The sequence below is a fragment of the Proteiniphilum sp. genome, assembly GCF_034927365.1.
GTDB lineage: Bacteria > Bacteroidota > Bacteroidia > Bacteroidales > Dysgonomonadaceae > Proteiniphilum.
The window spans coordinates 48,982-75,524 of sequence record NZ_JAYFQD010000033.1; the positions used below are offsets into that span (position 1 = coordinate 48,982).

A 26,543-nucleotide genomic window follows, 5' to 3' on the forward strand; every position below is an offset into this window, starting at 1 on the left:
TCGGGATATAAAATGATTATAGGCACTGACTACACCTAATTTATCCCGAATAATTATTTTGAGGATAATAATTCTTTGAGGAGTTGCGGTTGATCGGTCGTGATAAAATCGACACCCATTGTTATAAAGTAATCAAAGTCTGCGTTGGAGTTGACTGTCCATACATTTGTTGTCAATCCCAGACTTCTGGCAGACTGCACCCAACCGGTGTTTGCTTTGAGTATGGCGGACGAATAATCGAGCCCCCAATATCCGTCTGCATTTAATGCTTCCGGACTCAGATTTCCATTGAGATAAGCCACACGGTTTTGTGGATTAGCAGCAATAAGTCCGTTACATATATTTTGACTGAAAGATATATAATCCACCTTATCCACCACTCCGCTATTCTTTACGAGATCGAGTACGGCAGTCACCGCCCTGTTTTCGTTGGCTGCAGAAGAGTGAGGTTTAATTTCAATGATCAACTTAGTCCGTCCTCCTTTTTTAATAAGTTCAATACAGTCCTGTAAGGTCGGAATTGGTTCACCATTGGATAATTTTATATCCTTGAGGTCTGCATAATTTGAATTTTCCACATTTATCCCACCAATAGTCGCATCATGATTTAATACCAGCGCTCCATCTTTGGTTATCCAGACATCCAGCTCTGATCCATACACACCCAGATCAACAGCTCGTTGCAATGAAGCGAGCGAATTCTGCGGATATTCCGGAACCAGCCAATATCCCCGATGAGCGATGATCTTGGTAATGGCTCTCTGAGTCACAGAGACAGAAACATGATTGGTTGTGGCAGATTCCCCTTTCGGTTTAATGATTACCAGTCCATCCCGGTAGAATAAGTCATCCGGTAAGGCTGTGAGTAAAAATGTATATTTCTTCCTGCCCTTTTGCCAAGCGTTGTCTTCTTTCTCTCTAATCCATTCGGGAAGTTCAAGGTCGAACCGGATATTAGAAGTTATTTCCAAAGTAAACTCCTGTTTTCCGAACTGTATAACCACACTATTCTTGTCTACCGATATATCAGCCTGCATACCTTTCTGGTTGATTGTAATACTTTTACTCTCCAAACCATTGCTGACCGTAACGATCGCTCTTCTATCCTGAAACGACTGATTTTCAGAAATAGCTATTTTCAGGTTATCAATTGAGACATTTGACAGAGTAGGCTTACACCAATCAGGACTATCGGAACCAACCTGAATGGATCTATCTGACTTGACAGTAAAATAGTTATTTGTAGCCTCCGCATCTAAGTTCAAAGTCAGGTTTGTTGGATTGACCGTAAAGAAATCGGTATTTCCGGTCTTATCTTCGCTACCGCATGATAATAATAAACCGATGGAAAGAAAAAAGTACGCTTTAAAAAATCTCATTATAATGTATTTCAATATATTATGCATACAGAATTGGGAGCAAAAGGGGATGTACAAATCTTCGACCTGACACCCCCTCTTTACAAAATCTTATTCAATTCCTTCTAATTCCCTGATGTCGTCTGCTGTCAATGCTCCGTTCCAGATACTGATCTCGGCAATATCAAACTCATTATCATCTTTCTTTGTCCAAGGACCTCCACATAGTATTACAGCTGCAGGATTGATCCTGAAACGGGCATCGGTGGTGGTACTGGTATGGAATAGTTCTCCATTCATGAAAAACTTCACATCTCCCGGCTTGAAAGAAAGGTAGAGTCTATTCCATACTTCGGGTTGTACATTCCCGGCATAACCGGTCGCACCTACGCCAATTGTCGCCGGGTTGGTACTTCTCACGAATATCTCGCCATCGTCGTTATTATTAAGATTGGTCTGGAAAAATGTATAGAATCTCCCTATAGCCGGAATCTTAAATTCGAAGAAGAGTGTATATTCCGTGATATAGTTTTGTTCCTCTTTGGGTATCATACCATGATCTGCCAAAAAATGACAATTGACCGGAATACGTACAGCTTTATTATTGCCCGCAGGTCCATCTACCGAAACAAATTCAGCATCAGGATTATGAGCGATATTACGTACCATCTCCAAAGCCTTTCCTACTGTAGGTTTTGTCAGGTTAGCAGGATCATCAAACAACCAGGAACCAACCTTTTTTATACGTTCCCTTTGTACAATAGGCACACTTAGCCTTGTTGAAGAACTCTCATCGGTAGCCTTGATGATAATATTACCAGAACGTTCACCCGGTGAAATTGCACTAAAAGCAAAAGTGTAGGTACCATCAGGTTGGCTGCTTTTTTCAGTTATCCAATCCGGCAACTCCAATTCATAATCAATATTTGTCGTAATCTTCAGGGTAAACTCCAGATTGTCATTATTCAGTAAAAGATATGGTTTATCGGTAGTAATAGAAGCAGTCCATGTCTGTGTCACATCAATAACAACATTATCGAATCCGGCTGAAGAAACCGTAATTCGAGTGGCACGATCGCTTGCCTGTTCATTTTTGGAGACTGTTATTTTCAGATTATCGACCTTATCATCTATTATTTCAACCGCACACCAGGAAGGGTCAGAAGATATCGCTGTAAATTGCTGATTGGTATTTACCGTAACATATTTTATTTCTGGATCTCCTGAAAAAGTCTGCGCCAAATTATTCCCGGCGATGCCAAAATAGGGTTCGGTTGACACTGTAACATTCTCATCATCACTGCAAGCAAATAATATACCTGCAAAAAAACAGAGAATACATATTCTTATTATCTTATCCATAATATAATTTATTTACAAAATTAGAATTCATCTTCTTCCAGTGGCGGTGCATCGATATTTCTTATGAAAGCAGTTACATTCTGGCGATTCGCGGCAGCGTCCGTGAATTGATAATACAACTCGAACGACTGTCTCTCAGGGTCGTATTTGCTACCACCGAGATCTGTGACATCTGCAACTCCCCACGGAGAAATAGAAACGCTGTTGTCCTTTGCTATTGTCAACACCATGAAATTGGTAAGAATATCCTCTTCATCATCAGAGAGGTTATGAATAGGCATTCTCACCTTATTAACGGACAAAGCCTTTAATACAGGTTGTATACCCGCGATACTTGCCGGAGAGGTCTGTGAACTACCATTATAATTTCCAGCATACTGGTTTATCATTTCAATCTGGTATACAATTGATTTCAATTTGGGATTTATTTGATAATCTGCATTATTTGAAACCAAAGACAAAGGCAGTACATAAGGTATGGAGGGATCTAGATCCGAAAAGTCAAACGGAATATATAAAACGCCGTATTGTTTTCCTGCTTTAATGGTAACATATTGCTCTCCATTCAATTGGTAATTATCCTCGGGTAACATTACCCTGTTAGTATAGGAAGGATTTGCCAAAAGCTGAAGGGCGTTCAGGGAGTCTAATGCAAAGCGATCGATTTTCAATCTCACCCGTAGATCCTGAGTGATAGGCTCTGACGATGCACAATACACAGAGATAGCTATTGCATCATTATCTGTATCAAATGAATGTTCTCCAACATACAATAGATTATTGCTGTTTACAAGGTACACAGTTTTTTTGTATTGCTCACCGAAATCAACTTCATTAGAACAGGATGCCAATATTAAAATCAGGCAAAACATAATGACTGTGTTCAGCCCGGTTGCTTTTATCCTATTTGTCTTCATACGATTAACTTTAATAATAATCATTATAACATTGAATTAATACCCAATCATCTGGATAAGATTGTAGTTCTTATCGATCTCTCCTTTAGGTATGGGCCAGAAAGTCTGACGGGTAGAGAATACCTTATAGAGATAAGGCCTCTCTGTAGCCTTTATAACACTATAGAATCGTTCCGGATCCTGCGTCCTGGCACTTACATCAAGACCCATAACCGGCTCATTTTCGTGAACTACAGCGGTTTTATTACGGCGTGTATCGAAATAGCGCCTTCCTTCCCACATCATCTCAAGCAAACGCTCCCGGGCTATCAGCTCTCTCATTCTTTGCTGATTGGCCACATCGGCATCAGTAATACCTGGTAGGCCTACCCTATAACGAATAAGATTGAAACAACGTTTCATTTCCGCCTGATCGCGTGAAACCGTTATTTCACCCACAGTATAACTGCCATCCAACTCGTTCATTGCCTCCACATAATTCAGGTAGACCTCTGCCATCCGGTAAAGAATTCCATATTTTGCTTTTCTTCGTCCATTAGGAAGCCAGGAATCTTCGTAATGATTGAATTTGCGGCACAAGTAACCAGTCATCGCATACTCTTCCCCTTGTGCAGAAGGACGTTGGGCTGCAGCTTCTTTTCCACTTATGCTATTGGCAAAGTATTTGGCGACTTTACCATCGGCACCCACCCTGTCGGGAGGTGTAGAGACAGATGGATAAAATGAATTATTGAATGCAACCGTAGCATAAAAACGGATCTCTCTGTTAGCGTACCACTTCCGGGTTCCAGCCAGTAAAGTGTAACCATTGGTCATCCTATCTCCGGAGAAAGTTGAGTCCCGATCGGTATATCCAGTTTGCTCATAGGGATATTGAGCGCTTGAATTGCTTATATCCCTGCCATCGGCCATATAATACATATCCACTATACGCTGCGGGAAATAGAAACCACTCCACCCGTCTATCATTCCAGGATCCATATAACGCCCGTATTCCGAGGCATCAGAGCCTTGCTTGGTAAATAATAGTTCTATGTTGGATGAGGCCTGTACACATTCTCCATTGAACATATCAATGTAGGAATGGTAATGATCTATACCTCCTGCTCCATTGGGGAAGTTTCCTTTTTCATTTTCCGGGATAGGAACATCCGGGGTATTTACCATAGCGGGAACAGTGTACAGATCATTCGATTTCAAAGTGACTAACTCTTTGGCAGCAGCAGCAGCTTTGGCCCATTTTTCCATACTCTTTTCAGGATTCAACAATGGAACTCCCGCTTTATTCCTGAAACTGGCAAACTCACCATTTTGCCCATTAAACAATGGACTGGCCGTATATAGGGTAAGGCGTGATAATACTGCCCTTGCAGAATTTTTAGTTGCCTTACCTATGCTCGACTTATCCATGATAAATTCCGGAAGTAGTGCTATAGAGGTCTTCAATAGACCTTCTACATATTCACTACATTCATCCCAAGTACTGCGTTCAACCATTAGTTCACTCATAGGAGTATCGAAATCAACCGGATAATTCGGTACAATGGGTATGGGACCATAGGCCAGCATCAACTCAAAATAGCACAATGCTTTGATAAACGAGGCTTCTCCTTTCCATTCCGATATCTGCACAGGACCTGCTTCTTTACATTCATCTATCCTCGTAAGGAAAGTATTGGCTTTACGGATACCTTCGTAAAACAACGCATAACGATTATCAAAACCATAGAAATTTTCGGGGGTCAACTCATTATTCGACCACAATGCATAATTATGATAATTACCACGTTTGTATCCTGATACAGCTTCATCGGAGATGGGTGTCCAGGGCATGGTAATATTATTTCTGCCCGGGTTTCCACGGAAAGAGCCATTATCGACTACATAACTGTAAATGTTATAGAGATATCTCTCCGCATATTCCTGCTTGGCGAACACCGAATCCAGGGTAAACAGGTCAGTAATATAGGGATCAATATCCAGAAAAGTACAGGAGGAGTGAAACACCGACCCCAGGGTTAGTGTGATACTTGCGAAAAATATGCCTAGTTTTTTTAATATTTTCTTTTGTAACATAGTAGTGATTTTTAGTCTGTTCTTTAAAAAGACATTTGTAATACAGCGGTATAAGACCTGGTAAGCGGATATACGGCACCATTATCACTGGCTTGTTCCGGATCCCAGAATTTCACTTTATCCCACACATAGAGGTTGTCTCCAATGATTGAGATACGCAAGTTGTTCATTGCCATTTTTTGAGACCATGCTTTTGGGAAGGTATAACCTATCTCCATTGTCTTTAATCGTAAAAAGCTTGCATCAGCCAACCAAAACGTTGAATTACGGTTATTATTCGGGTTATTACCATAAGTCAAGCGTGGAAAACGGGCATTGGGATTCTCAGTTGCAGGATCTCCAGAATAGGATGCCGGCGTCCATCTGTTTTTCTGATCATTCACAATGGTGAGTACGTTACCCAACTTTTCTCCAACAAAAGGATAAAAACCTGTTCCTCCAAAGAAGAAGTCCGATTTACCGGATCCCCGGAAGAAGACATTAAAATCGAATCCTTTCCATTGTGCCGATGTGGCAAATCCATATTGAATCCGGGGAATCCGGGCATTTCCGATAGGTACTACATCATAGCTGTCAATTACACCATCACCATTCACATCCTGGTATTTGATATCCCCTGGCATTACTTTTCCAAACTGTGTGGGGCTGTTCTTTACATCATCTTCATCCTTGAACAAGCCCAAAGCAATAAGTCCCCGGGTAATTCCATAAGGATTGCCTTTTCTAGCCAGATAAGGATACCTGGGTATTACCTCATCGTAGTCTATGATTTTATCCCTGGTAAAAGTAAAGTTTCCGCGTGCCTCAATAGTCCAATCTCCAAATTTCTTGGTATAGGAAGCAGTTCCGTCGGTACCCCAGCTCTTCATTCTTCCCACATTACCCCAGATAGTGGATCTCACTCCCAATGTACCGGGTAATGTATTACGTTCCATGAATATATTGTCGCGCTTGTCCAGAAAAGCGTCTACTGTAATGTTTAACGCATTATCCAGCAAAGTGAGGTCTATACCCCAGTTATGCTTTTTTGCACTCTCCCATACCAAACCGGTAGAACCCAGTTCAGAATCCGTAACACCGTAATAATAACCAGGTATATCACCGAAATAATAACCAGTGGCATTCATATTTACCCTGGTTAGATAAGGAAAACGGACCTCAGAGCCATCTCTTTCTATCTTATCATTCCCTACCAATCCGAAAGAGTAACGAAATTTTAATGTATTGATTACAGGTAATCTATCTTTCACAAACTCGTAGTTAGATACCACATAACCCAAGGCTACCGAAGGAAAGAATCCGAACCGTTGCCCTTTTGGGAAATTTTCCGAACCATTATATCCGAAATTGCTTTCTACAAAATATATATCATCCAAAGAATAGGTGAACCTACCGGCAATACCCTGATGTCTCCTTGGAATAGAAGAAAGTTCGTTATATACGTCTGTTCGCTGGTAATCTTTTTGCTGGTATAAAAAAAGTGCTCCCACACGGTGCCTGTCATTGATAATCTGATCGTAGTTCATTCGTCCCTCAATATAGATGGTACGCCTTCCATATGAACTACTTGCATAACTCATCGGAGAGGCTACCACTGTTTTTGTCGTGAGGAGCTCCCCTGTCTGCCAGTTCCGGTCGACTGCCATATACAAATCAGGCATTTTATAACGCGCTTGAGCATGATTATTATCATTATCGAAAGAAATACTTCCTGTAGCTTTTAACCCATTGACCAATCCTCCCAGATTCTGTTCTATGGTCAACAATGTTTCAATCGTATTGGAACGGTCGGACCTGTAACCGGTCTCATTAAGTAAAACAGTGGGTGAGGTACTGTTTCCCTCACCATAAGAAGGGAACATGCCATTAGAATACCTTACGGGGACCGTCATTGGCGTTATATTAGAAACAGCATTCCATATCTGTGTTGTACTACTCAGACCGGGACGGTTCTGGTCTATCAATTTTGCCGAAAGTAACAAACTAACTTTGGTAGTAGGGGTAGCATCTACATCTATATTACTCCGGAAAGAATATTGGTTACGACGTACATCGGAATGGTATTTTTTCATTCCTTCCTGTTTGTATATAGCATCGTTAGTGCGGTAAGACATACTCATATAGTATCTCGCCAATTTTCCACCACCGGATATATTGATATTACCCTGCATAGCATACGCCTTATCCCTTAATATTTCCTTTTGCCAATTCACATCAGGATAAAGGTCAGGATCCATCCCATATTGAATGATATCGAATATTTCCGGCGAATAAACCGGAAGTCCTCCTCTTACGACCCTTGCCTCATTAGCTAATTTTGCATAATCATAGGCATTCAAATATTCCGGTAATCTTGGGAGTGTCTCCATACTGCTTTTAAAATTGGCACTGATGGTTATTTTCCCCTCTTCACCTCGTCTGGTATTGATAAGAATGACCCCATTGGCTCCACGAGCTCCATAAATTGCCGTAGCTGTGGCATCTTTCAACACCGAGAAACTTTCAATATCTTCAGGTGCCAGATCATTCAGACCCGCAGTACCTCGATCTATTCCATCAATTAATACCAATGCGCTGCTTCCTCCACCAAAAGTACTGATACCACGAATCCAGAACTCCGAGACATCCGATCCCGGTTCACCACTGGATTGTACACCAATTAACCCGGCAATACGTCCTGCAAGGTTATTTGTAACAGAAGTAACACCGCCCACTTTCAGTTCATCCGGCTTTACAGTAGCTATTGATCCGACAACACTCACTTTTCTCTGGATACCATAACCCACAATGCTGACTTCTTCGAGTTCCTGGGCGGATTCTTCCAACACTACATTTATAAACTGGTTATTGTTGGTTCCAAGCTGTACTTCCTGAACAGAATATCCGATATAAGAAAAGACCAGTATACTTCCGGGCGGTACGCTTAATTCATACCTTCCGTTATAGTCGGTAATAACCCCTGTACCAGGATCCGATTTGGCATATATACTTGCACCAATAATGCTTTCACCCATTTTATCGGTAACTACACCTGAAACTTTTATATTCGATTGAGGGTAAACTGCGAAGGAACATAATAAAAAGCATGTAAATGCTACAATTTTGTTGAATTTCATTTTCATAATATCTTATAGTTATTATTGGATGGAAATACAGCGTACAACACGGTTAAACGTATCAGCCACGTAAATAAGGCCATCATATGTAGCAGTAATATCGTACGGACGGTTAAAAAGGGCTTCCTCCGGTTTTCCGTCCCTGTAGCCAGAGACAGCGGGACCTGCGGGAGGACCGGCAAATATCGTACAATTAAGAAGCGGGTCAACCTTCCATACACAATGGAATTTCTGGTCGCAGATATATACATTACCTTCATGGTCGGATCCTAAGCCACACAATGTACCTAACTGGGCTTCACGTCCGTGTCCCTCTTTCGAAGTGGAAGAGACAAGACCCGTTCCAATAATCCATTCCATATCATCCCAGGTAATCCAAGGAGTAGTCCTTCCGGGTGGAATATATTGTGGATCGAAACGCATAATACGTCCGGATGCTTCTAACGAGAGGTACATTTTACGGTCTACAGCATTGAATGTCATATGAGAATATTGTCCTGTCGGAATATTTTGACCGATCAATTCTACTTTTCTAGTTTCCTGATGAACCCTGACAAAACGTTCACCACTCTCACTCATCATATAAACATATGTATCATCAGCACCAAGAGCACATGCTGTATAGGAGCCGAATATCCAGTTTCCCTGTTCATCCTGCTGATCATAATATATATCCGATTCGATATAATTACTCGCCTTACTCATACTATAAAATAAAATGGGTCGTTCAGTGCGGTTTCTTTCCATCACGAAATTATGCGTGAATTGTTCGTTAAAGGTAGTACTCCAGGGTACTTTCATATTAAGCACTGTAGTCATTCTGTTTTCACTCGTCGATATCAACCGCATACGTGCTCCGGTCTGGTCATCCGCAACCAATACATTCCCGATATCATCGACTGATATCTTTGCAGGGCGATAGAATGTAGCATCTAATGCAGGACCGTCGACTGGAGGATTTGCGGAGACATTCCATCTCCCCGCAATAGTTGTCACTACAGCTTTTATATAGTACTGAAATTTAGTGTTTTGCAACACAGACTCCTTACCATCAACTATAACTTTAATAGTTGAATACTCCCCGGGCTGTTTGGGAACCAAAGCATAGATAGCATTATCCTGTACTTTTATGATCAATGCCTCTTTGTCATTGAAAAAAAGCCTGACCTTCTCTTTGTCATTCCCAAAATTATCCCCACTAACAACAACTTTTGTGCCTAAACCTCCTTTTTTGGGGCCAATATCCTCAATGACGACAGTTCTATTGGGATCATGAGGTTTGTCGTATTGGTTTGACTGTTCATCACTATTACCGTTACAGCCTATGAGTAACGGCAATAAAATCATAAAGAAAAATTTTATTTTACTCATGCGAATTAGTAATTAAAAATTAATAAATAGTTTTCATAGATTCTCATTATATTTATTATTAAATGGTTTTATCTTATAATATATAATGGCGATTATTCACTTATTATCCATGGATTGCCCATAAAAAGTCTGAATTGGTTTTATATAATCATCTCTGTCATTATTTTAAATAATCACAAATATATAAACAATATTTAATTAAATAAACGTTTGACTAATTTTGTATAGTTAAAAAATACTAATTCAAATAAAAACCGATTCCACATCATCGGAGGTGAAATCGGATACAACTTCTCATAGAAAATAATGGCGAGCTGTTAAAAACCCGCCACTATTATTATACACCTGTTATTAAAATTCACAAGTTGTATATTTATAATCAACCATACTCACGAAAGAGAAATACTTCATTTCAGATTTTTACGATAGAACTCTGTGAGTTTGGCGACAGCCTTATCGGTCACTTCGGGATTGTCGTACAAGTCGTAATGGCTTGCACCTTCAATAACATACAAATCCTTGCCTTTGGATGCCGCCCTTGCATACACCTCTTTTCCGGTGTTGTGAGAAGCGAATGCAGCCTTTTTATCCCCAATAATAATTTGGAGCGGCTGGGTCAATAACGTTTCTATCATATTATAAGGATCAAATGCCATCACGTTTGCCATACTTATAAAACGAAGTCTGTTAGTCGAGTTAGGATGTTGTCCACGAGGGGTACGATAATATTCATAAGCTTCCCGAAGATCGATGTCTTCCGCTTCCTTTTGGTCTTCCGTCACCCAGGGTACAATCAACGGATCGGCTCCTTGTGCTTCGGTGGTACGCTGCTTACCAATTTGTTCCAACATCTTGATAGTTGCTATGGGATCTTCTCCACGATACAATCTCCCGACGTTGGCACCTGCCGATGTAGCTACTGCTTTGATACGGCGTTCGGTCATTGACACATTGATCACATAACCACCTCCGGCACAGATACCCAATGCACCGATATGTTCGGCATCCACATAAGGCAATGTAACCAAGTAATCGATGGCACAGCGGATATCTTCCATACGTGCAGCCGGATCTTCGATATCACGGGGTTCCCCACCGCTTGCTCCCTGATAGGAAGCATTTACGGCCAGTGCAACAAATCCTTTTCTGGACAGTTTTTCAGCATAGATTCCAGCGGTCTGCTCTTTACAACTGCTGCCGGGATGGATCACTACGATAGCAGCATATTTTTCATTTTCATTACAATCTACCGGAAGATAGAGATCGGCAGCTACATCAATCGCGCGATTCTTAAAAGTGATACTCTTTTTCATTTTCTTGATTTTTATACATTAATACTACGATTTATATTCCATGCGTTTCATATCTTCGGATAAAACCTGATATTGAAATAAGCACGATACAAATTTAGTATATAAAAAAAAGAGTCTGTTTTTCTTATTGGCTCAAATATATTTTCCTGAAACGCTCACCCTCTTTACTGCGTAGGGGTAATGCCATACTGTCTTTTGAAAGCAGTGGTAAAATGTGCCCTATTCTTAAATCCCACCTCGAAACAAACATCCGCAACCTTCTCTCCCCTTATCTTTATCTTCTCATAAGCTACGTTCAATCTTTTCCGGACAATCCATTTTTGAGGCGACAACTCACTGATCTTACTGAAATCCCTTTTAAAGGTAGCGAGGCTTCTACCTGTATAGGAAGCTATTTCCTCCACGGTAAGATCGTACATATAATTCTTATTGAGGAAGTCGAGGATATCTATTTTCCAAGGCTCTGTAAAGTCGAATAGCGTTGGATAGAAATGCTGGTCGATATGGAGTAATGAAATCAATCCCTCTCGTATTTTTAACTGCATCAGTTCGTCATTGGGCTTATTATCAGAATCAAAATAAGGAATCATTGAATAGAACAGACTGTCGATATCCGGTGATTTAGAGAGTTTCACCACAGAAGAAGAGAATGATTCCAGATTTTTAGGAATACCTTTTTGATCCAACCCCCTGAAATAATCCCTCAGAAAATTACGTGCAAACGTCAATGAGATACCCTGATACCTCTCTCCATTGTACGGACCTTTGTCGAACACTACTGTATGGTCACGTTTCACAAACACACATTCTCCTGCTGTCACAGTTATCTGTCGACCATTCTCTGTAATGGACATCTTTCCTGAATAGACATATATCAGCGCATGCGCCGATGCCTTATGCGTACAGACCGAATCATCATTCACGATATAACTGAAGATAATATCCGAATAATTAAAAATGGTTGTTCCCTGTGGAATTGTCATAGTTTTGCATTTAAAATTTTACGCAAATATATACAATAAAATTTTATTATTATTTTCTATATGGCTCAAATTTATTATTCTTAAAAGTTCATTTGCTTTTATATTCAGCTGTTTTTCTAAGAGAGAGTATCGGTCCTCTATTATTACCTTCTCCCATAACAACTAACTTGCGCAACAATTAAATAAAAGTCTCATCTTTACCACTAATATTAACAAACTCTGTGAAACCTACAATTATAAAGTTTAGAAAAATCCTAATAAAAAATAGGCAATAACAATTGTCGAGGTTAAAGAAATTAATCTAATCCATGATAATTTTCAATTATTTAGTATTTTTGTGTACCACTTCTGATAATATTAAAATATCAGAAGTTCATAATTCAAATTCAAGGTAATCTATGCTCCCCGAAGAAAAGGTACGATTAGAAATAAATCAAAAACTAAATGATACCGAATGGTTAATAGCCGATAGGAAAAATTATTCACTGGTTGTTTCTGCAGTTGCTATTTCCGAAGGCATATTGATAGGAGATATAAAGGCTGATTATCTACTTTTTGAAGGTGAAGCTATTGGAGTACTTGAAGCGAAAAAAAACAGACACAACCTTATTCAATGTGGTCGCAAAACAAGCTGAAAACTATACTCATAAATTACTAAACAGGTATCAATCTTGGCAAAATCCATTTCCTTTTGTATATCTATCCAATGGTAAAAAGTTATTATTTAAGGATATGCAAAATGAAGAATCGGATTACCAGCCGTTATCTCAAATGTATACTCCTCATGAATTAGTAAAGATGGAAAGTATTATAAAAGACATCCGTCAAGCCTTGATCGACAGTATTGACTCTACGGTATTGGCATCATCTGTTCGTTACCATAAAGAGGGTGAAGCCCCAAGAGTACATGGCGTGCGAATGGGTGAAGTGAGTAAAATTGCCAAAGAGGGCCTGAAACAGATAAAATACCTTCCTAAACAGGAGATATTCAAACTTTGCGAAGAGCTTTGGAAGGCAAATTATTTGGAAGAAGCGGTCGTTGCCTGCATCTGGTCGGAATCGTTGCATAAGCAGTACGAGCCTGCCGATTTCAAGATTTTAGAGCGTTGGGTACATAACTATCTGAATAATTGGGCAGATACGGATACGCTTTGTAATCATACCATTGGGGAATTTGTAATGAAATATCCCGAATATATTACTGAATTGAAAAAATGGGCTATATCGGATAGGCGATTTGTGAGACGTGCTGCTGCCGTTACGTTGATTATCCCTGCCCGCAAAGGTCTGTTTTTGAATGATATTTTTGAAATTGCAGATACATTACTGCTCGACCAAGACGATCTTGTACAGAAAGGTTACGGTTGGATGCTGAAAGCCGCCAGTGAAGCGCATCAACAAGAAGTATTCGATTATGTGATGTCGAAAAAAGAAATTATGCCACGCACGGCATTTCGCTATGCAATCGAAAAAATGCCTGCTGATCTGCGATCAAAGGCAATGAAAAAAATAAAAACAAGAAATGGAATCATTAAATAAATACGTTGCTAAATATAAAGCAGAATTAGTGTAATTATACAACATGAGAATTGAAACACACAATGTCAACGGCAAAAAAGTAGCCGAAATTATTACGGACGAAATTATTTTAAGAACTACTGAAGATGGATTAGATTTATTGGGTAATCTATACTATCAAGAGTTTGATAAAATCATTATTCACGAGAAGAACATTACTCCTGACTTTTTTAACTTAAAAACTAAAATAGCAGGAGATATACTTCAAAAATTTACACAATATAAAATGCCATTAGTCATTGTTGGAGATTTTTCTAAATTCAAAAGTAAGAGTTTAGATGACTTCATTTTTGAAAGTAATAAAGGAACACAAGTAAATTTTATCAACTCTCAATCAGAAGCAATAAAAGCATAGACAAATGGATAGAGGTTATAAAGTTGGCGATTTAATTCATGATGCAAATATTTATGATGGAATGAATACCAATCTGACTGATTTGCAATTCCATAAACAGTGGCTGCCCAACAGTAAGGATACTCGAATACTTGAATTTTGTTGTAGTACAGGCAGACTTACTATCCCAATAGCAAGGGATGGGAATGATATTACTGGAGTTGATTACACTTCTACAATGCTTGACCAGGCAAAAATAAAAGCTTCCCAAGCAGGAATTGACATTCTATTAACAAGCAAATGATACACATTAGTTTAAAAGCAAAATACTCAACTCTACATTCTCGGGTATAAAAAAAGGGTGTAAATCCCGAGACTACTTGATTTACACCCTTTATTGCGGAGTGAGAGGGGTCACGTTCGAACACCTTATACCATTATTAAATTTTTTCAATAGTATCAAAGATCTGATTAGTAGAAAATAATCTCACTTTTACATGTAATCTCATAAAGTCAATGCCCATTGTTACAGTCATGCGTGAAATTGGAGAGGACAATGTCACAAATTCTCAAATGAGTATCCTCAAATCTCATTTGAAAAACATTCCTGTCGAAAAAATTAAATTAGTATCTATCTGAGAACAAAAAACTATTAAGAGATGAAATACGTAGGCCTGTCAAAAGAAGATCAACAGGAAAGTTATACAAATACGAGGATTGCTCCAATTCATTATCGGACAAAGATGAATTTTCTTCAGTTTATCACAATGTTTCCGGATTTTGAAGGGCATAGTGATTACAAAGCAAGAAAACCTACATTGATATCGCTGATGATATCAGGGCTAATGCAATGGACAAATTTAATCAGTTATGATATATTCTGATTATATTTGCACTACAACACGCAAGAGGTTCTTGCACAATCAAAAAAAGAAAGAAACTGATGAGCAATATGAGCACGGAACTTCGTAAAGATTCCGTTTCCGATATAAAAGCAATTATCACTTCAGCCAGAAATTCTGCAATAAGGAATGTTGACTTTGAACGGGTGAAAATGTATTGGAGATTGGGTGAGCGTATTTTCGTTGAAGAACAACAAGGAAAAGAAAGGGCTGAATATGGAAAATATCTTATTCAAAACCTTTCTAAAGAAATAGAGCCTGAATTTGGCACAGGTTTTTCAGCAAGACAATTAGAGCGTGCAAGGCAATTTTACAGAACATATCCAATTGCGTCCGCACTGCGGTCGCAATTCAACTGGTCGCAATATAAACTCCTTATGCAGATTGACAATGAGAACAAAAGAGAATACTACGAGTTAGAAGCTGCAAACAATGGATGGACAGGGCGGGAACTGGAAAGGCAAAAAATTCGGGATTATATGAAAGGCTATTGCTGAGTAATGACAAGAAAGCTATTTTAGAAGTTGCCCGCAAACAAAGAATACCGGAACAGCCCACAGAGATCATAAAAGATCCGATGGTACTGGAGTTTTTAGGACTAAAACGTGATGCTACATATTACGAGAAGGATTTAGAAAGTGCATTGATAACCAACTTACAACTCTTTTTATTGGAATTGGGAAATGGATTTTCGTTTGTTGCAAGACAAAAGAGAATCCTGCTGGAAGATGATGAATTTTTTATTGACCTGGTATTTTATAACCGTCTGTTACGTTGTTTCGTTATCACCGAAATTAAGACGCACAAGATTACCCATGCGGACATCGGACAGCTCCAGATGTATGTGAATTATTATGACAGGAATGAGAAACTATCGGACGAAAATCCGACTATCGGCATTCTCCTTTGTGCAGATAAGAATAATGCCGTTGTAAAATATACACTGCCGGAAGAGAATAAAACCATCATGGCCAGTAAATATCAGCTTTACCTGCCAACGGAAAAGCAACTATTGACAGAATTAAAACGGGAGATAAACGAGATAGAATAATTAATTATGAAGAGGCAAGTAATCTTGGAATACATAAAAGCCATCAATGAATCTAAAATTGACAAAATATATTCGTTAATGCCTCCTGACTATATTTTTATAGATGATCATGACAATTATAGTATAGTCCAAATCGAGAATATTGGGTATAAAAAGGGTGCAAATCTCGTAATTGATTTACACCCTTTATTGCGGAGAGAGAGGGATTCGAACCCCCGGAAGCTCTCACTTCAACGGTTTTCAAGACCGCCGCGATCGACCACTCTGCCATCTCTCCTTGCAATTTCTCTGAAAATGCGAGTGCAAAGGTATAACTATTTTCGGAAAGAAAAAATAGCTATCTGACATTATTTTTCACTGATTCAAAAAAAATCAATTATTCATCGTATCTTTGCGTAAACGATCAATTAGTCATGTTATTTACCGAACTTTCCCTTTGTGATACTCTGCAGGAAGGGCTGCAGGCGATGAACTTCAAAGAGACCACTCCAGTACAGGAAAAGGCTATTCCTGTCATCCTTGAGAAAAAGGATGTGATTGCCTGTGCCCAGACGGGTACGGGAAAGACTGCCGCTTTTTTGCTTCCACTATTGAACAACCTCCAGACTGATTCCCACGACGAAGGTAAGATCAACGCCATCGTGATGGCCCCTACTCGTGAACTAGCCCAGCAGATCGACCAGCAGATGGAAGGTTTCTCCTACTTCACCCCTTTCTCTTCGGTCGCAGTCTATGGCGGAAACGACGGAGAAATATGGGACATACAAAAAAGAGGGTTACAAAGTGGCGCCGATGTGGTGATCGCCACACCGGGACGACTTCTGTCGCATATCAACCTCTATAACATCGATTTTTCAGGGGTGAAATACTTCATCCTGGACGAGGCAGACAGGATGCTGGATATGGGATTTCATGACGATATCATGAGAATTGAAAAACTGTTGCCGAAAGAGAGACAGACGATCATGTTCTCGGCAACCATGCCTCCCAAAATACAACAACTGGCAAAGACAATTCTCCATAACCCGGTGGATATCACTATCGCTGTATCCAAGCCGCCGGAAACAATCCTGCAATCAGCTTATATCTGTCACGAAGCGCAGAAAATCAATATCGTCAAGCATCTCTTTAAAGAGAAAGCACCCAATAAAGTGATTCTCTTCTCCGGATCGAAACAGAAAGTAAAGGAGATTGCCAAGATATTAAGACACATGGGATTGTCGGCCGACGAGATGCATTCTGATCTCGACCAGGCCCAGCGCAACCACGTGATGCACGAGTTCAAGAATGAACGGGTGAATATTTTAGTGGCCACAGATATTGTCGCCCGTGGTATCGATATTGATGATATCTCTCTGGTAATCAACTTCGATGTACCTTATGATGCGGAAGACTACGTACACCGCATCGGACGTACGGCACGGGCTGGTGACTCTGGAATGGCTATCACTTTCGTATCGCCTGATGAACAGTATCGTTTTTCCAAAATCGAAGAATTTCTGGGGAAAAAGATCTACCGGATCCCGGTACCGTCGGAACTAGGTGAAACACCGGAATATAATCCTGTCCGCGACAACAGAAGAGGTGGCACATCCGGTCGTTCATCAAAAGGAGGAAAGAAAGGCAAAGACTCCGGAAGGAAAGGCGGAAAACCGGAAGGAAGGACAGAGAGATCAGGCAATTCCGGAGAAACAGGAAAATCCGAGAACGCAAGAGGATCAAAAAGATTCGACAAGTCGAAAAAATCCAATGACCTGGAAGGAGCACCTCAATCAGATAGAACGGAAGGAGTTGACAGGTCTGGAAAAACAGAAGAAGCTAACAAGCCGGTACGACAGGAAGGAGTCAACAAAACCGGGAAAACAGGTGTTGAAAAGTCGGATAAGGTGGAAGGAATCGAAAAATCCGGAAAGACTGAAAGAATCGAGAAGTCCGGAAATCGGGAAAGAAATGAAAGACCCGAAAAATCAAAAGGTCCCAGAAAAAACGACAATTCACAACAACAAGAGGCATCTCATTCTGAAAGGAGTCCACAAGAAGGACAGGCATCCCAAAGACAGGGAGAACATAAGAAACATCGTAAACCTAAAAGAGAAGGAACGCCTCAACCACAAGGAGGACAACAGGGTTTAACAAGAGAAAGAGAACAAAGACCACCACGGGAGCAAAGAGATGGTGAAAGATCTCATAAACCAAGGCAGCCTCGGGATTCTAATTCACCGGCAAATGATACTCAAAGAAAAAGGCCGTCAACAAACAATCCTTCATATAACAAAAGAGTATCAACTCCTCAAAAAGCCTCTCCTGCACCGGAGCAGGCTACTGAAGCCAAAAAATCAAAAAGATGGTGGTGGCCGTTTGGGAAGAAATAATTTCTTATTCCGCCTTCTGTTCCTGTTCGATAATTTCCATCCCCCGAAGGATGGCTTCTTCATTCATGGGCAGCAGTTTGTGATGACGTTCAGGAAGAGATTTTTTAAGTCCCAGCATCACATGTTCCACATCCACCATCGGTGAAATCTTGAGCAAACCACCCAGAACAATCATATTGAATACTTTCGTATTATTCATTTTCATCGATTCATCCATCGCATTGATACGATATACGTTGATATCGGTCCGTTGCACCTTCTTGTGGATACCATATCCATCATAGATCAATGCTCCCCCCGGTTTCACCGCGTTTTCAAACTTTTCGAGCGAGGGTTGGTTCAATACAATCGCAACATCGTATTTGTTCACCACAGGCGAACTGATGGGTTCATCGGAAATGATGACCGTTACATTGGCGGTACCACCCCGTTGTTCCGGACCGTAAGCCGGAAACCATGATACCTCCTTATCCTCCATAATTCCCGAGTAGGCAAGGATCTTCCCCATCGAGAGCACACCCTGCCCTCCAAAACCTGAAATGACTATCTCCTGTAACATGATATCTCTTTGCTTTAGATGTTTTTCAAATCGCCAATAGGATATATCGGGAACATATTCTCGACCATCCAGTCGTTGGCCGCTGCCGGTGTCATTTTCCAACCGGAATTGCAGGTAGAAACTACTTCCACAATAGATGTTCCTTTCCCTGCCATCGCATTTTCAAATGCTTGCTTGATCATCCGCCGGGTCTTTTTTACCGCGGCTGCCGTATGTACACTTACGCGTGTAGCAAGGCAAACACCATCGAGCAAAGCCAACATATCAAGGATTTTCAAAGGATTTCCCATCGTCTGCACGTCGCGACCATCAGGACTGGTGGATGTCACCATATTCTTCAAGGTAGTAGGCGCCATCTGTCCACCGGTCATTCCATAGATACCATTATTGATAAAGATGATGGCGATATTCTCTCCACGGTTGGCGGCATGAATAGTCTCTGCCGTACCGATAGCAGCCAGGTCGCCATCACCCTGATAAGTAAATACCATCCTGTCGGGTAACAATCGCTTGACAGCTGTAGCTACTGCCGGTGCACGTCCATGAGCAGCCTCCTGCCAGTCGATATCGAGGTACTTATAGGCAAAAACGGCACAACCCACCGGTGCGACACCGATGGTCTTTTCCTGTAAGCCTAACTCTTTGATCACTTCTGCAATCACTTTATGTACTACTCCGTGTGAACATCCGGGACAATAGTGCATGTGATTATCGTTCATCAACTCCGGTTTTGCATAAACCAGATTTTCAGGACTTACTATATTGTTTGCGTTCATAATGATTGTTTTTTTGAACTGAGAAGTTAGAAATTAGAAGTGGAAAAGTCATTCTTAATTCTTAATTTTTCACTTTCTACTGAATCTGACAATAAGATAAAATACGATAGTTGCTCCGGCAAAACTCCAAGTGAGAATCATATTCCTTTGAGAAACAAAATATACTACAACTGTTGCCACGAAAGCAATCATATACAATACCATGAATATTTTCCTTATTTTGGGATCCATTCTTGTATTTTATCTATTGAACTATTTTTTCTTTTAAGGCATTGAGCACCTCATCGGGTGTAGGTACGATTCCACCCAAACGACCGTAGTGTTCTACGGGGACTTTCCCGTTCACCGCAAGTCGTACATCCTCTATCATCTGTCCCGCATTCAGTTCCACAGAGAGCATACCCTTCACCTTATCGGCATAACTGTGCAGTATTCTGGTCGGGAAAGGCCACAGTGTAACAGGTCTAATAAGTCCTACCTTAATTCCTTCCGCCCGTGCCATTTCAATAGCCTTTAGACAGATGCGTGCTGCAGATCCAAATGCCACCAATATATAATCGGCATCATCGCATTTCCCCTCTTCATACAGCACCTCGTTCTCTTCCACGACACGGTATTTCGCCTGAAATCGTTCGTTATTCTTCTCCATTAGGGCAGAATCGAGTTCAAGCGAGGTAATGATATTGGGTTCCCTGTCCGGTGTCTTCCCTAAGGTTGCCCATGGACATTGAGCCCTCACCTCCTCTTCGGTCCGTCTGCGTCGGAATTCCGGAAGTCTTACTTTCTCCATCATCTGTCCGATCACACCATCGGTCAGGATCATCGCCGGATTACGATACTTGAAGGCCAGGTCAAATCCAAGCGCCACAAAATCGGCCATCTCCTGGACAGAGTTAGGGGCAAGAGTAATCAACTTATAGTCACCGTGTCCTCCTCCTTTCACCGTTTGAAAATAATCGGCCTGTGATGGCTGGATCGTCCCCAAGCCGGGGCCTCCCCGCTGCACATTCACGATAAGGCAGGGCAATTCCGCTCCCGCCATATAGGAGATTCCTTCCTGCTTCAGGCTTACACCGGGACTGGAAGAGCTGGTCATAGCATATTTACCGCAAGCTGCACCTCCATAAACCATGTTGATGGCAGCTACTTCACTTTCGGCCTGTAATACCACCATCCCTGTCGTTTTCCAGGGGGCTGCTTCCATGAGTGTCTCTATTATCTCCGATTGGGGAGTAATGGGATAACCGAAGTAACCATCTACCCCATAGCGGATAGCCGCATAGGCAATGGCCTCGTTTCCCTTCATCAAAGAAATTTCTTCTGACATAATAATTAGTTTGTTTCTATTCTCTTTTGAAGAAGATCACACCACTTTCTTCCGATAGACCGTTATACATCCTTCAGGACATACAAATCCACAGTTCGCGCATCCAATGCATTCATCGGGGCTCTTCATATAAGCATAATGATACCCGCGATCATTCACTTCACGCGGCTGCAAATCCAGCGTATCGGTTGGACATGATACAACGCAGAGATTACACCCCTTACAACGTCCGGTATTTACCTCTACATAACCCTTGACTTTTCCCATTATTAGATATGGTTTTTTGATTGTCTGTTACAAATGTAGCAGTTGTTTTTCAACAACTCAATTTTTCTATGTTAATTTTTCTCCTTTTGTTAATAGTTCTCCTTTTTAGATCCCACAGGCTGTATGATGGCGAACAGGTGTCTCCGCTTTCGTTGTGTGCATTTTGTAAAACTCCTATTGATGAGTTTTGTGGATGCTTCTACTTAAAAGGGAATAAATATCCTTTTTCATTGAATCATTTAACAATTCCATATGCTTTTGCATCACTTTTTCATCATACCGAATGGCGGGCCCGGTCTGAGCCTCGTACGGATCCATCACTGCCACTTTCGCCACTGTTTCGGTAATCAGTGGATTCAACAGGTGAAAAGGAAGATCCTCTTCTCCCATAATTTCCGATGCAAGGGTGTACATATGATTGGTGAAATTACATGCAAAAACAGCCGCGAGGTGGAGGAAACACCGCTTCTTCCCTGATAGTATATACACATATTGCGATATCGTTTCCGCCAGGGTTTTCAGCAGGGCTGTAGTTTCATCACTCTCCCCCTCTACAAAGAGCGGTATATCCTGAAAATTCACTTCTCTTTTCCTGGTGAATGTCTGTAATGGATAGATGACTCCAATCCGTTTATGTGGAAACAAAATGGAAACGGGAATACTTCCTGCGGTATGGGCCCACACGCCTGTGGTTGGGGGCATTTTCGATACAATATCCGGCAGGGCGTCATCTTTTACTGAAAAGATATAGAAGTCGGCATTACGATAAATAGCATCAATGTCATTAATCGGCTCAGCATCCACCTTACGAGCAAGCAGTTCCGCATTGTCAAGCGTACGGCTGTATACCTGAACAATCGAATTGTCCACTTCTTTCAGCGCCATGCTCATGTGAGTAGCTACATTTCCCGACCCGATGATAACAACATCCATGTTATGAAATGATTACATTATCGATTGCTCCGGTTGTGCTCAACCATTTTAATTCCCACTTTCTCAACCCCACGCAACAGTTCATCTTTCATACCTTGACGGATTGTCAACCTGTAGTTGGTGACCGAATCCCGTGTGATGAAAGTACGATAAGGCAAAGACAACTGGTTTAATCCTCCGGCACTACTACCCAACCATTTTCCATGCGTATCCGCCAACAGACAACGAATTGTATCGGTACAAACAAGTGAATCTGTCAGATTCTGATCTATAAGCAACCAAAGATCACGATAAGGATAACTACGGTTAGTAGCCAGTTCCACTGTCACATCATATCTTATCCCAAAAGCAGTCAATGAATCCAGAGAAAAAAAAAGGAGGGAATCACGATACCATTTCCCGTTCTCAATATGGTAAAACCGGGAATAGGTCTCTCCTCCCGCACAAGACGTCAGAATGGCGAAAAGCAAACCAATAAATAGAAAGATATTACTCTTTGTCCTCACCCGGAGATCTCCTGTTTCTGGATTTTCTGTTCTCTGATAAATTATCGGGGCGTCTTTTACGGGGTTTCCGTCTTCTTTTTTCCTGGCTTCCTGCCTGATCATCGAAACGGGTAATACTCTGGTCTCCGAGAATATCGCCGGGATAGGCTTCATTCTGAGGTTTTTCTTCCGTCTCCACTACCAACTTCACAGGCTTTTCCCCTTTTTTATTCATCCTGATGATTTCGAACACACGTTCTTTATCTATTGTCACTAAATTGGTAGCATTATACTTATCTGACGAATAGGTGATCCGACCGGAGAAAACGTCGGTTTTGAAATGGTAATAGCTCCCATCTTTCGTCTCCAGCACGATTTCGCGTGAAGGCAGGGCACGTTGTGCTTCCACATAAGCATCCACTTCGTAGTTCATGCAACACTTCAATTTTCCACATTGTCCGGCTAGTTTCTGCGGATTAATGGAGATATCCTGACACCTGGCGGCAGAAGTAGATACCGACACGAAACTCGACATCCAGCGGCTACAGCACATCTCGCGTCCACACGGGCCAATGCCGCCGATACGTCCAGCTTCCTGACGCGCACCGATCTGCTTCATTTCGATCTTCACCCTGAATTCGGCGGCCAACACTTTTATAAGCTCGCGGAAATCGACTCTATCGTCTGCAATATAGTAGAAGATGGCTTTGTTTCCGTCTCCCTGATATTCCACGTCGCCGATTTTCATCTTCAACCCCAGTTCTTCGGCTATCTCGCGGGATCGAATCATTGTAGACTGTTCACGAGCCTTTGCCTGTTCGTATTTCTCCAGGTCGGTAGGGCGTGCAATACGGTAAATCCGTTTCAACCCCCCATTGACATCATCCCGAAAATTGTTCTTCTTCATCTGTAACTCGACCAGTTTCCCGGTCAGGGTTACAGTTCCTATATCGTGTCCGGGTAAAGCTTCTACCGCGACTACATCACCCAGTTCAAGTTCGATATCGTTGCTATTGATATAATAGCCTTTACGTGTGTTTTTGAACTGGACCTCCACCATTTTCGTTGCTTTCTGCAACTCCGGGAAGTCGTGTAACCAGTCGTAGACATGTAGTTTATTATTATAACGCGTACATCCCCGGCAACTCTTCATATTTCGTACGGTAGTCGCACTCAATGGTGCAATGTCCGCTAATCTGTCTGCTAATTGTTCTTTGTCCATATATATATTAAATCGTCCTACCGCTCCCGGCAGACTAATTGAATTTTAAATCCAAATTAAAGATCGACATAGTCAAATCTTAAATCTGAAGTTTTAAATCTGAAATTTGAATGCAAGTTACAAAATTATTTTCTTAAAAGCACCGTCACTTTCAGACAAAGATCAAGGAAAATAATTTTGGCATTACCATTTTGTTCTATCTGACGATAAGCGAGTGAAAACTCATCACTCAACGCTTCTATATTTTTTTCATTGATAAAAGGAGCGAAACGCTCTCCAAACTCCCATTCTTCACCACTCAGATAAATCATTTCCGGTTGATGGAGATTACTCACAAAATATTCCCTGAACAACCTCAACGAATAGAACAGAAAACTTTTTTGCATCTCCCGTCCGATCCCTGCGATCTCACTGGCAATCTCTTTGATGGCTTTAATCTTTCCTGAAAAGGCATTCCGCATCATCTGTCTGAATAACTCGAAGAAGTACTCCGTATGTTCCAATGCCTGTATGATCTCGATAGCTTTAGTAAAACTCCCATTGGCTATATGCGCCGTCGAGCGGGCCTTTTCGACCTCCAATCCGAATTTCTGCTGTAGCGCAATTATCATCTCTTCCTTTTCAATAGCCCGGATGTGTAAAGGCTGGCATCGTGACCAGATGGTTTGCAATACGTTTTCCCGATCTTCCGAAATCAGAAGGAAAACGGTATATTCAGGCGGCTCTTCCACCAATTTCAACAATTTGTTGGCACATGCCTCATGCATCTTTTCAGGTAGCCATACGATCATAATCTTGTAAGCCGCTTCATACACTTTAAGATTAAGTTTCCGGATGATCTCATCGCTCTCTTTCGAATAGATGATTCCCTGTGCATTCTGGGCATCAATAAAGTTGAGCCAGTCATTGAGATTAAAATAGTGATGATTCGACAAGAATTCACGCCATTCAGGCAGGTACTGGTCGCTCACCTTCGATTTCACCACGGGAAACACAAAGTGCAGGTCGGGATGTGCCAGTTTATCGAATTTATGGCATGAGGGGCATTCTCCACAGGCATCCTCGGCACCAGGGTTACTGCAATTGAGGTATCTGGCATAAGCGATTGCCAAGGGTAACTTCCCCACCCCTTCCGGGCCGTAAAAGATACGGGCATGCGGAATAAACCCCTGCCGCACCGAGTTAATCAGGTGTTCCTTTACATCGTGGAGTCCTATGACATCGCGAAAATACATTTAGTATATCTCCCTTGCTACCCTACACACACTTTCGGTAGCCATCAATGAATAGAAATGAATACTTGGAACTTGATTACGGATCAACTCTTTACACTGTGCGGTACACCATTCGGCACCCACCTCTTTCGCCTCATCATCATCTCTGCATTTACGAAGTGCAGAAGCCAGTTCTTCGGGAATATCGGTTCGAAAAATACGGGGCAGCGCAGTAAGTTGGTCTTTCAAGTGGATCGGTTTGATACCCGGAATAATAGGAACTGCAATTCCTGCATCCCGACATCTTTTTACAAACTCAAAATATTTATTGTTATCGAAAAACATCTGAGTTACAAGATATTCAGCACCATTATCTACTTTCATCTTAGTATAATAGATCTCCGAGTCCATATTGGGCGACTCCTCATGTTTCTCCGGATAACAGGCCATACCGTAGGAAAAGGGTTCCTCGGGAGCGGTAAAGGGAGAGCCGTCAAAAGTGATACCCTTATTAAAGTTATTCACCTGCTCCTGCAGGCCAGTAGCATACGAGTGGCTATCCATCTTTCGCTGTTCGACATCTAACTTCTTGCTATCACCTCTTAGCAGCAGCAGATCGGTAACCCCCAGGAAAGAGAGATCAATCAATGCGTATTCGGTCTCTTCTTTCGAGAAGCCCTGTGAAATGATATGGGGAACCGCCCTTATCCCATACTTGTTCTGTATGGCAGCGGCGATAGCTACCGAGCCGGGGCGTCTACGCACATTCACCTTACGGTAAGTACCATTTTCGTCTTCCTTGTAGATGCTCTCGCTATGATGCGTCGTGATATTGATATATTTAGGGTCGAACTCCTTCAGCCGGTCAATAGTATTATACACCTGCTGAATGCTGTTTCCCTTCAATGGGGGCAGCAGTTCGAACGAAAAAGCAGTCTTCCCTGTATTGTTAATTAATTCTGAAACTTTCATCTTCAATTGATTTGTTGATTCCGACAAGTCGGGACAAGTTATGAGGATTTACTCA

Annotated in this window: 21 protein-coding genes, 1 tRNA gene and 3 pseudogenes; 7 read left to right on the forward strand and 18 right to left on the reverse strand. The window is 41.3% G+C overall.

The window, feature by feature from the left end; translation table 11 throughout:
• Nucleotides 1–53: 53 nt before the first annotated feature.
• From VB073_RS16405 to VB073_RS16440, 8 genes are all read right to left on the reverse strand, one after another.
• Nucleotides 54–1,379 carry a glycerophosphodiester phosphodiesterase family protein gene (locus tag VB073_RS16405; RefSeq protein ID WP_323405271.1) on the reverse strand — a complete coding sequence of 442 codons (1,326 nt, stop codon included), beginning with the start codon at nucleotides 1,377–1,379 and terminating at the stop codon, nucleotides 54–56.
• A 90-nt stretch (nucleotides 1,380–1,469) separates the two neighbouring features.
• Nucleotides 1,470–2,720 carry a BACON domain-containing protein gene (locus VB073_RS16410; protein WP_323405272.1) on the reverse strand — a complete coding sequence of 417 codons (1,251 nt, stop codon included), beginning with the start codon at nucleotides 2,718–2,720 and terminating at the stop codon, nucleotides 1,470–1,472.
• Between the two features lie 20 nt (nucleotides 2,721–2,740).
• Nucleotides 2,741–3,637, reverse strand: coding sequence for a BT_3044 domain-containing protein (locus VB073_RS16415; protein WP_323405273.1), 897 nt, complete (start codon nucleotides 3,635–3,637; stop codon nucleotides 2,741–2,743).
• 36 nt (nucleotides 3,638–3,673) lie between these two features.
• A complete protein-coding gene (locus VB073_RS16420) occupies nucleotides 3,674–5,713 on the reverse strand; it encodes a RagB/SusD family nutrient uptake outer membrane protein (RefSeq protein ID WP_323405274.1) in 2,040 nt (679 codons plus the stop codon).
• Between the two features lie 23 nt (nucleotides 5,714–5,736).
• The gene (locus VB073_RS16425) at nucleotides 5,737–8,829 is read right to left on the reverse strand and encodes a TonB-dependent receptor (protein ID WP_323405275.1); all 3,093 of its coding nucleotides are present in this window, start codon (nucleotides 8,827–8,829) and stop codon (nucleotides 5,737–5,739) included.
• Between the two features lie 21 nt (nucleotides 8,830–8,850).
• Complete coding sequence (locus VB073_RS16430; protein ID WP_323405276.1) at nucleotides 8,851–10,176, reverse strand: IPT/TIG domain-containing protein; 1,326 nt, start codon at nucleotides 10,174–10,176, stop codon at nucleotides 8,851–8,853.
• Nucleotides 10,177–10,607: 431 nt separating this feature from the next.
• Nucleotides 10,608–11,513, reverse strand: a complete 906-nt coding sequence (locus VB073_RS16435; RefSeq protein ID WP_323405277.1) for an alpha/beta hydrolase — start codon at nucleotides 11,511–11,513, stop codon at nucleotides 10,608–10,610.
• Nucleotides 11,514–11,677: 164 nt separating this feature from the next.
• Nucleotides 11,678–12,496 carry an AraC family transcriptional regulator gene (locus tag VB073_RS16440; protein WP_323405278.1) on the reverse strand — a complete coding sequence of 273 codons (819 nt, stop codon included), beginning with the start codon at nucleotides 12,494–12,496 and terminating at the stop codon, nucleotides 11,678–11,680.
• A gap of 398 nt (nucleotides 12,497–12,894) precedes the next feature.
• Here VB073_RS16440 and VB073_RS16445 point away from each other — a divergent pair, with 398 nt between their 5' ends.
• From VB073_RS16445 to VB073_RS16470, 6 genes and pseudogenes are all read left to right on the forward strand, one after another.
• Nucleotides 12,895–13,131: a hypothetical protein gene (locus tag VB073_RS16445; RefSeq protein WP_323405279.1), complete on the forward strand. Its 237-nt coding sequence runs from the start codon at nucleotides 12,895–12,897 to the stop codon at nucleotides 13,129–13,131.
• 97 nt (nucleotides 13,132–13,228) lie between these two features.
• The gene (locus tag VB073_RS16450) at nucleotides 13,229–14,035 is read left to right on the forward strand and encodes a DNA alkylation repair protein (RefSeq protein ID WP_323405280.1); all 807 of its coding nucleotides are present in this window, start codon (nucleotides 13,229–13,231) and stop codon (nucleotides 14,033–14,035) included.
• A gap of 43 nt (nucleotides 14,036–14,078) precedes the next feature.
• On the forward strand, nucleotides 14,079–14,429 hold the full coding sequence (locus VB073_RS16455) for a DUF4180 domain-containing protein (RefSeq protein WP_323405281.1): 351 nt from the start codon (nucleotides 14,079–14,081) through the stop codon (nucleotides 14,427–14,429).
• Nucleotides 14,430–14,433: 4 nt separating this feature from the next.
• Nucleotides 14,434–14,694 (forward strand): annotated as a pseudogene (locus tag VB073_RS16460) (class I SAM-dependent methyltransferase); the annotation flags it as partial.
• Nucleotides 14,695–15,360: 666 nt separating this feature from the next.
• Complete coding sequence (locus VB073_RS16465) at nucleotides 15,361–15,807, forward strand: DUF1016 N-terminal domain-containing protein (protein ID WP_323405282.1); 447 nt, start codon at nucleotides 15,361–15,363, stop codon at nucleotides 15,805–15,807.
• Nucleotides 15,747–16,361, forward strand: a complete 615-nt coding sequence (locus VB073_RS16470) for a PDDEXK nuclease domain-containing protein (RefSeq protein WP_323405283.1) — start codon at nucleotides 15,747–15,749, stop codon at nucleotides 16,359–16,361. The genes VB073_RS16465 and VB073_RS16470 overlap by 61 nt, the downstream gene beginning before the upstream one ends.
• 192 nt (nucleotides 16,362–16,553) lie before the next feature.
• Here the strand turns inward: VB073_RS16470 and VB073_RS16475 are convergent.
• Nucleotides 16,554–16,638 (reverse strand) — tRNA-Ser (locus VB073_RS16475).
• A gap of 136 nt (nucleotides 16,639–16,774) precedes the next feature.
• Here VB073_RS16475 and VB073_RS16480 point away from each other — a divergent pair.
• Nucleotides 16,775–18,052, forward strand: a pseudogene (locus VB073_RS16480) (DEAD/DEAH box helicase); the annotation flags it as partial.
• Between the two features lie 685 nt (nucleotides 18,053–18,737).
• Here VB073_RS16480 and VB073_RS16485 read toward each other — a convergent pair.
• The 9 genes and pseudogenes from VB073_RS16485 to VB073_RS16525 all read right to left on the reverse strand — a co-directional run bounded on the left by VB073_RS16485 (nucleotide 18,738) and on the right by VB073_RS16525 (nucleotide 26,488).
• The gene (locus tag VB073_RS16485; protein WP_323405284.1) at nucleotides 18,738–19,292 is read right to left on the reverse strand and encodes a 2-oxoacid:acceptor oxidoreductase family protein; all 555 of its coding nucleotides are present in this window, start codon (nucleotides 19,290–19,292) and stop codon (nucleotides 18,738–18,740) included.
• A 14-nt stretch (nucleotides 19,293–19,306) separates the two neighbouring features.
• A complete protein-coding gene (locus VB073_RS16490) occupies nucleotides 19,307–20,068 on the reverse strand; it encodes a thiamine pyrophosphate-dependent enzyme (protein ID WP_323405285.1) in 762 nt (253 codons plus the stop codon).
• A gap of 244 nt (nucleotides 20,069–20,312) precedes the next feature.
• Nucleotides 20,313–21,395, reverse strand: coding sequence for a 3-methyl-2-oxobutanoate dehydrogenase subunit VorB (locus VB073_RS16495; RefSeq protein ID WP_323405286.1), 1,083 nt, complete (start codon nucleotides 21,393–21,395; stop codon nucleotides 20,313–20,315).
• 36 nt (nucleotides 21,396–21,431) lie between these two features.
• On the reverse strand, nucleotides 21,432–21,662 hold the full coding sequence (locus VB073_RS16500) for a 4Fe-4S dicluster domain-containing protein (protein ID WP_323405287.1): 231 nt from the start codon (nucleotides 21,660–21,662) through the stop codon (nucleotides 21,432–21,434).
• A 174-nt stretch (nucleotides 21,663–21,836) separates the two neighbouring features.
• Nucleotides 21,837–22,595, reverse strand: coding sequence for a Rossmann-like and DUF2520 domain-containing protein (locus tag VB073_RS16505; protein ID WP_323405288.1), 759 nt, complete (start codon nucleotides 22,593–22,595; stop codon nucleotides 21,837–21,839).
• A gap of 17 nt (nucleotides 22,596–22,612) precedes the next feature.
• Nucleotides 22,613–23,101 (reverse strand): gliding motility lipoprotein GldH, encoded by a 489-nt coding sequence (locus tag VB073_RS16510; protein ID WP_323405289.1) that lies wholly within the window; start codon nucleotides 23,099–23,101, stop codon nucleotides 22,613–22,615.
• Nucleotides 23,102–23,114: 13 nt separating this feature from the next.
• A pseudogene (locus VB073_RS16515) lies at nucleotides 23,115–24,233 on the reverse strand (PSP1 domain-containing protein); the annotation flags it as partial.
• Nucleotides 24,234–24,427: 194 nt separating this feature from the next.
• Entirely contained in the window at nucleotides 24,428–25,537 is a 1,110-nt protein-coding gene (locus VB073_RS16520; RefSeq protein ID WP_323405290.1) for a DNA polymerase III subunit delta', read from the reverse strand.
• A complete protein-coding gene (locus VB073_RS16525; protein ID WP_323405291.1) occupies nucleotides 25,538–26,488 on the reverse strand; it encodes a methylenetetrahydrofolate reductase in 951 nt (316 codons plus the stop codon).
• Nucleotides 26,489–26,543 lie beyond the last annotated feature (55 nt).

Excerpts from the sequence above, each read along its gene's own strand:
- VB073_RS16405 (WP_323405271.1), bottom strand. The coding sequence starts at position 1,379 with ATGAGATTTTTTAAAGCGTACTTTTTTCTTTCCATCGGTTTATTATTA.
- VB073_RS16410 (WP_323405272.1), bottom strand. The coding sequence starts at position 2,720 with ATGGATAAGATAATAAGAATATGTATTCTCTGTTTTTTTGCAGGTATA.
- VB073_RS16415 (WP_323405273.1), bottom strand. The coding sequence starts at position 3,637 with ATGAAGACAAATAGGATAAAAGCAACCGGGCTGAACACAGTCATTATG.
- VB073_RS16420 (WP_323405274.1), bottom strand. The coding sequence starts at position 5,713 with ATGTTACAAAAGAAAATATTAAAAAAACTAGGCATATTTTTCGCAAGT.
- VB073_RS16425 (WP_323405275.1), bottom strand. The coding sequence starts at position 8,829 with ATGAAATTCAACAAAATTGTAGCATTTACATGCTTTTTATTATGTTCC.
- VB073_RS16430 (WP_323405276.1), bottom strand. The coding sequence starts at position 10,176 with ATGATTTTATTGCCGTTACTCATAGGCTGTAACGGTAATAGTGATGAA.
- VB073_RS16435 (WP_323405277.1), bottom strand. The coding sequence starts at position 11,513 with ATGAAAAAGAGTATCACTTTTAAGAATCGCGCGATTGATGTAGCTGCC.
- VB073_RS16440 (WP_323405278.1), bottom strand. The coding sequence starts at position 12,496 with ATGACAATTCCACAGGGAACAACCATTTTTAATTATTCGGATATTATC.
- VB073_RS16445 (WP_323405279.1), top strand. The coding sequence starts at position 12,895 with ATGCTCCCCGAAGAAAAGGTACGATTAGAAATAAATCAAAAACTAAAT.
- VB073_RS16450 (WP_323405280.1), top strand. The coding sequence starts at position 13,229 with ATGCAAAATGAAGAATCGGATTACCAGCCGTTATCTCAAATGTATACT.
- VB073_RS16455 (WP_323405281.1), top strand. The coding sequence starts at position 14,079 with ATGAGAATTGAAACACACAATGTCAACGGCAAAAAAGTAGCCGAAATT.
- VB073_RS16465 (WP_323405282.1), top strand. The coding sequence starts at position 15,361 with ATGAGCACGGAACTTCGTAAAGATTCCGTTTCCGATATAAAAGCAATT.
- VB073_RS16470 (WP_323405283.1), top strand. The coding sequence starts at position 15,747 with ATGGACAGGGCGGGAACTGGAAAGGCAAAAAATTCGGGATTATATGAA.
- VB073_RS16485 (WP_323405284.1), bottom strand. The coding sequence starts at position 19,292 with ATGTTACAGGAGATAGTCATTTCAGGTTTTGGAGGGCAGGGTGTGCTC.
- VB073_RS16490 (WP_323405285.1), bottom strand. The coding sequence starts at position 20,068 with ATGAACGCAAACAATATAGTAAGTCCTGAAAATCTGGTTTATGCAAAA.
- VB073_RS16495 (WP_323405286.1), bottom strand. The coding sequence starts at position 21,395 with ATGTCAGAAGAAATTTCTTTGATGAAGGGAAACGAGGCCATTGCCTAT.
- VB073_RS16500 (WP_323405287.1), bottom strand. The coding sequence starts at position 21,662 with ATGGGAAAAGTCAAGGGTTATGTAGAGGTAAATACCGGACGTTGTAAG.
- VB073_RS16505 (WP_323405288.1), bottom strand. The coding sequence starts at position 22,595 with ATGGATGTTGTTATCATCGGGTCGGGAAATGTAGCTACTCACATGAGC.
- VB073_RS16520 (WP_323405290.1), bottom strand. The coding sequence starts at position 25,537 with ATGTATTTTCGCGATGTCATAGGACTCCACGATGTAAAGGAACACCTG.
- VB073_RS16525 (WP_323405291.1), bottom strand. The coding sequence starts at position 26,488 with ATGAAAGTTTCAGAATTAATTAACAATACAGGGAAGACTGCTTTTTCG.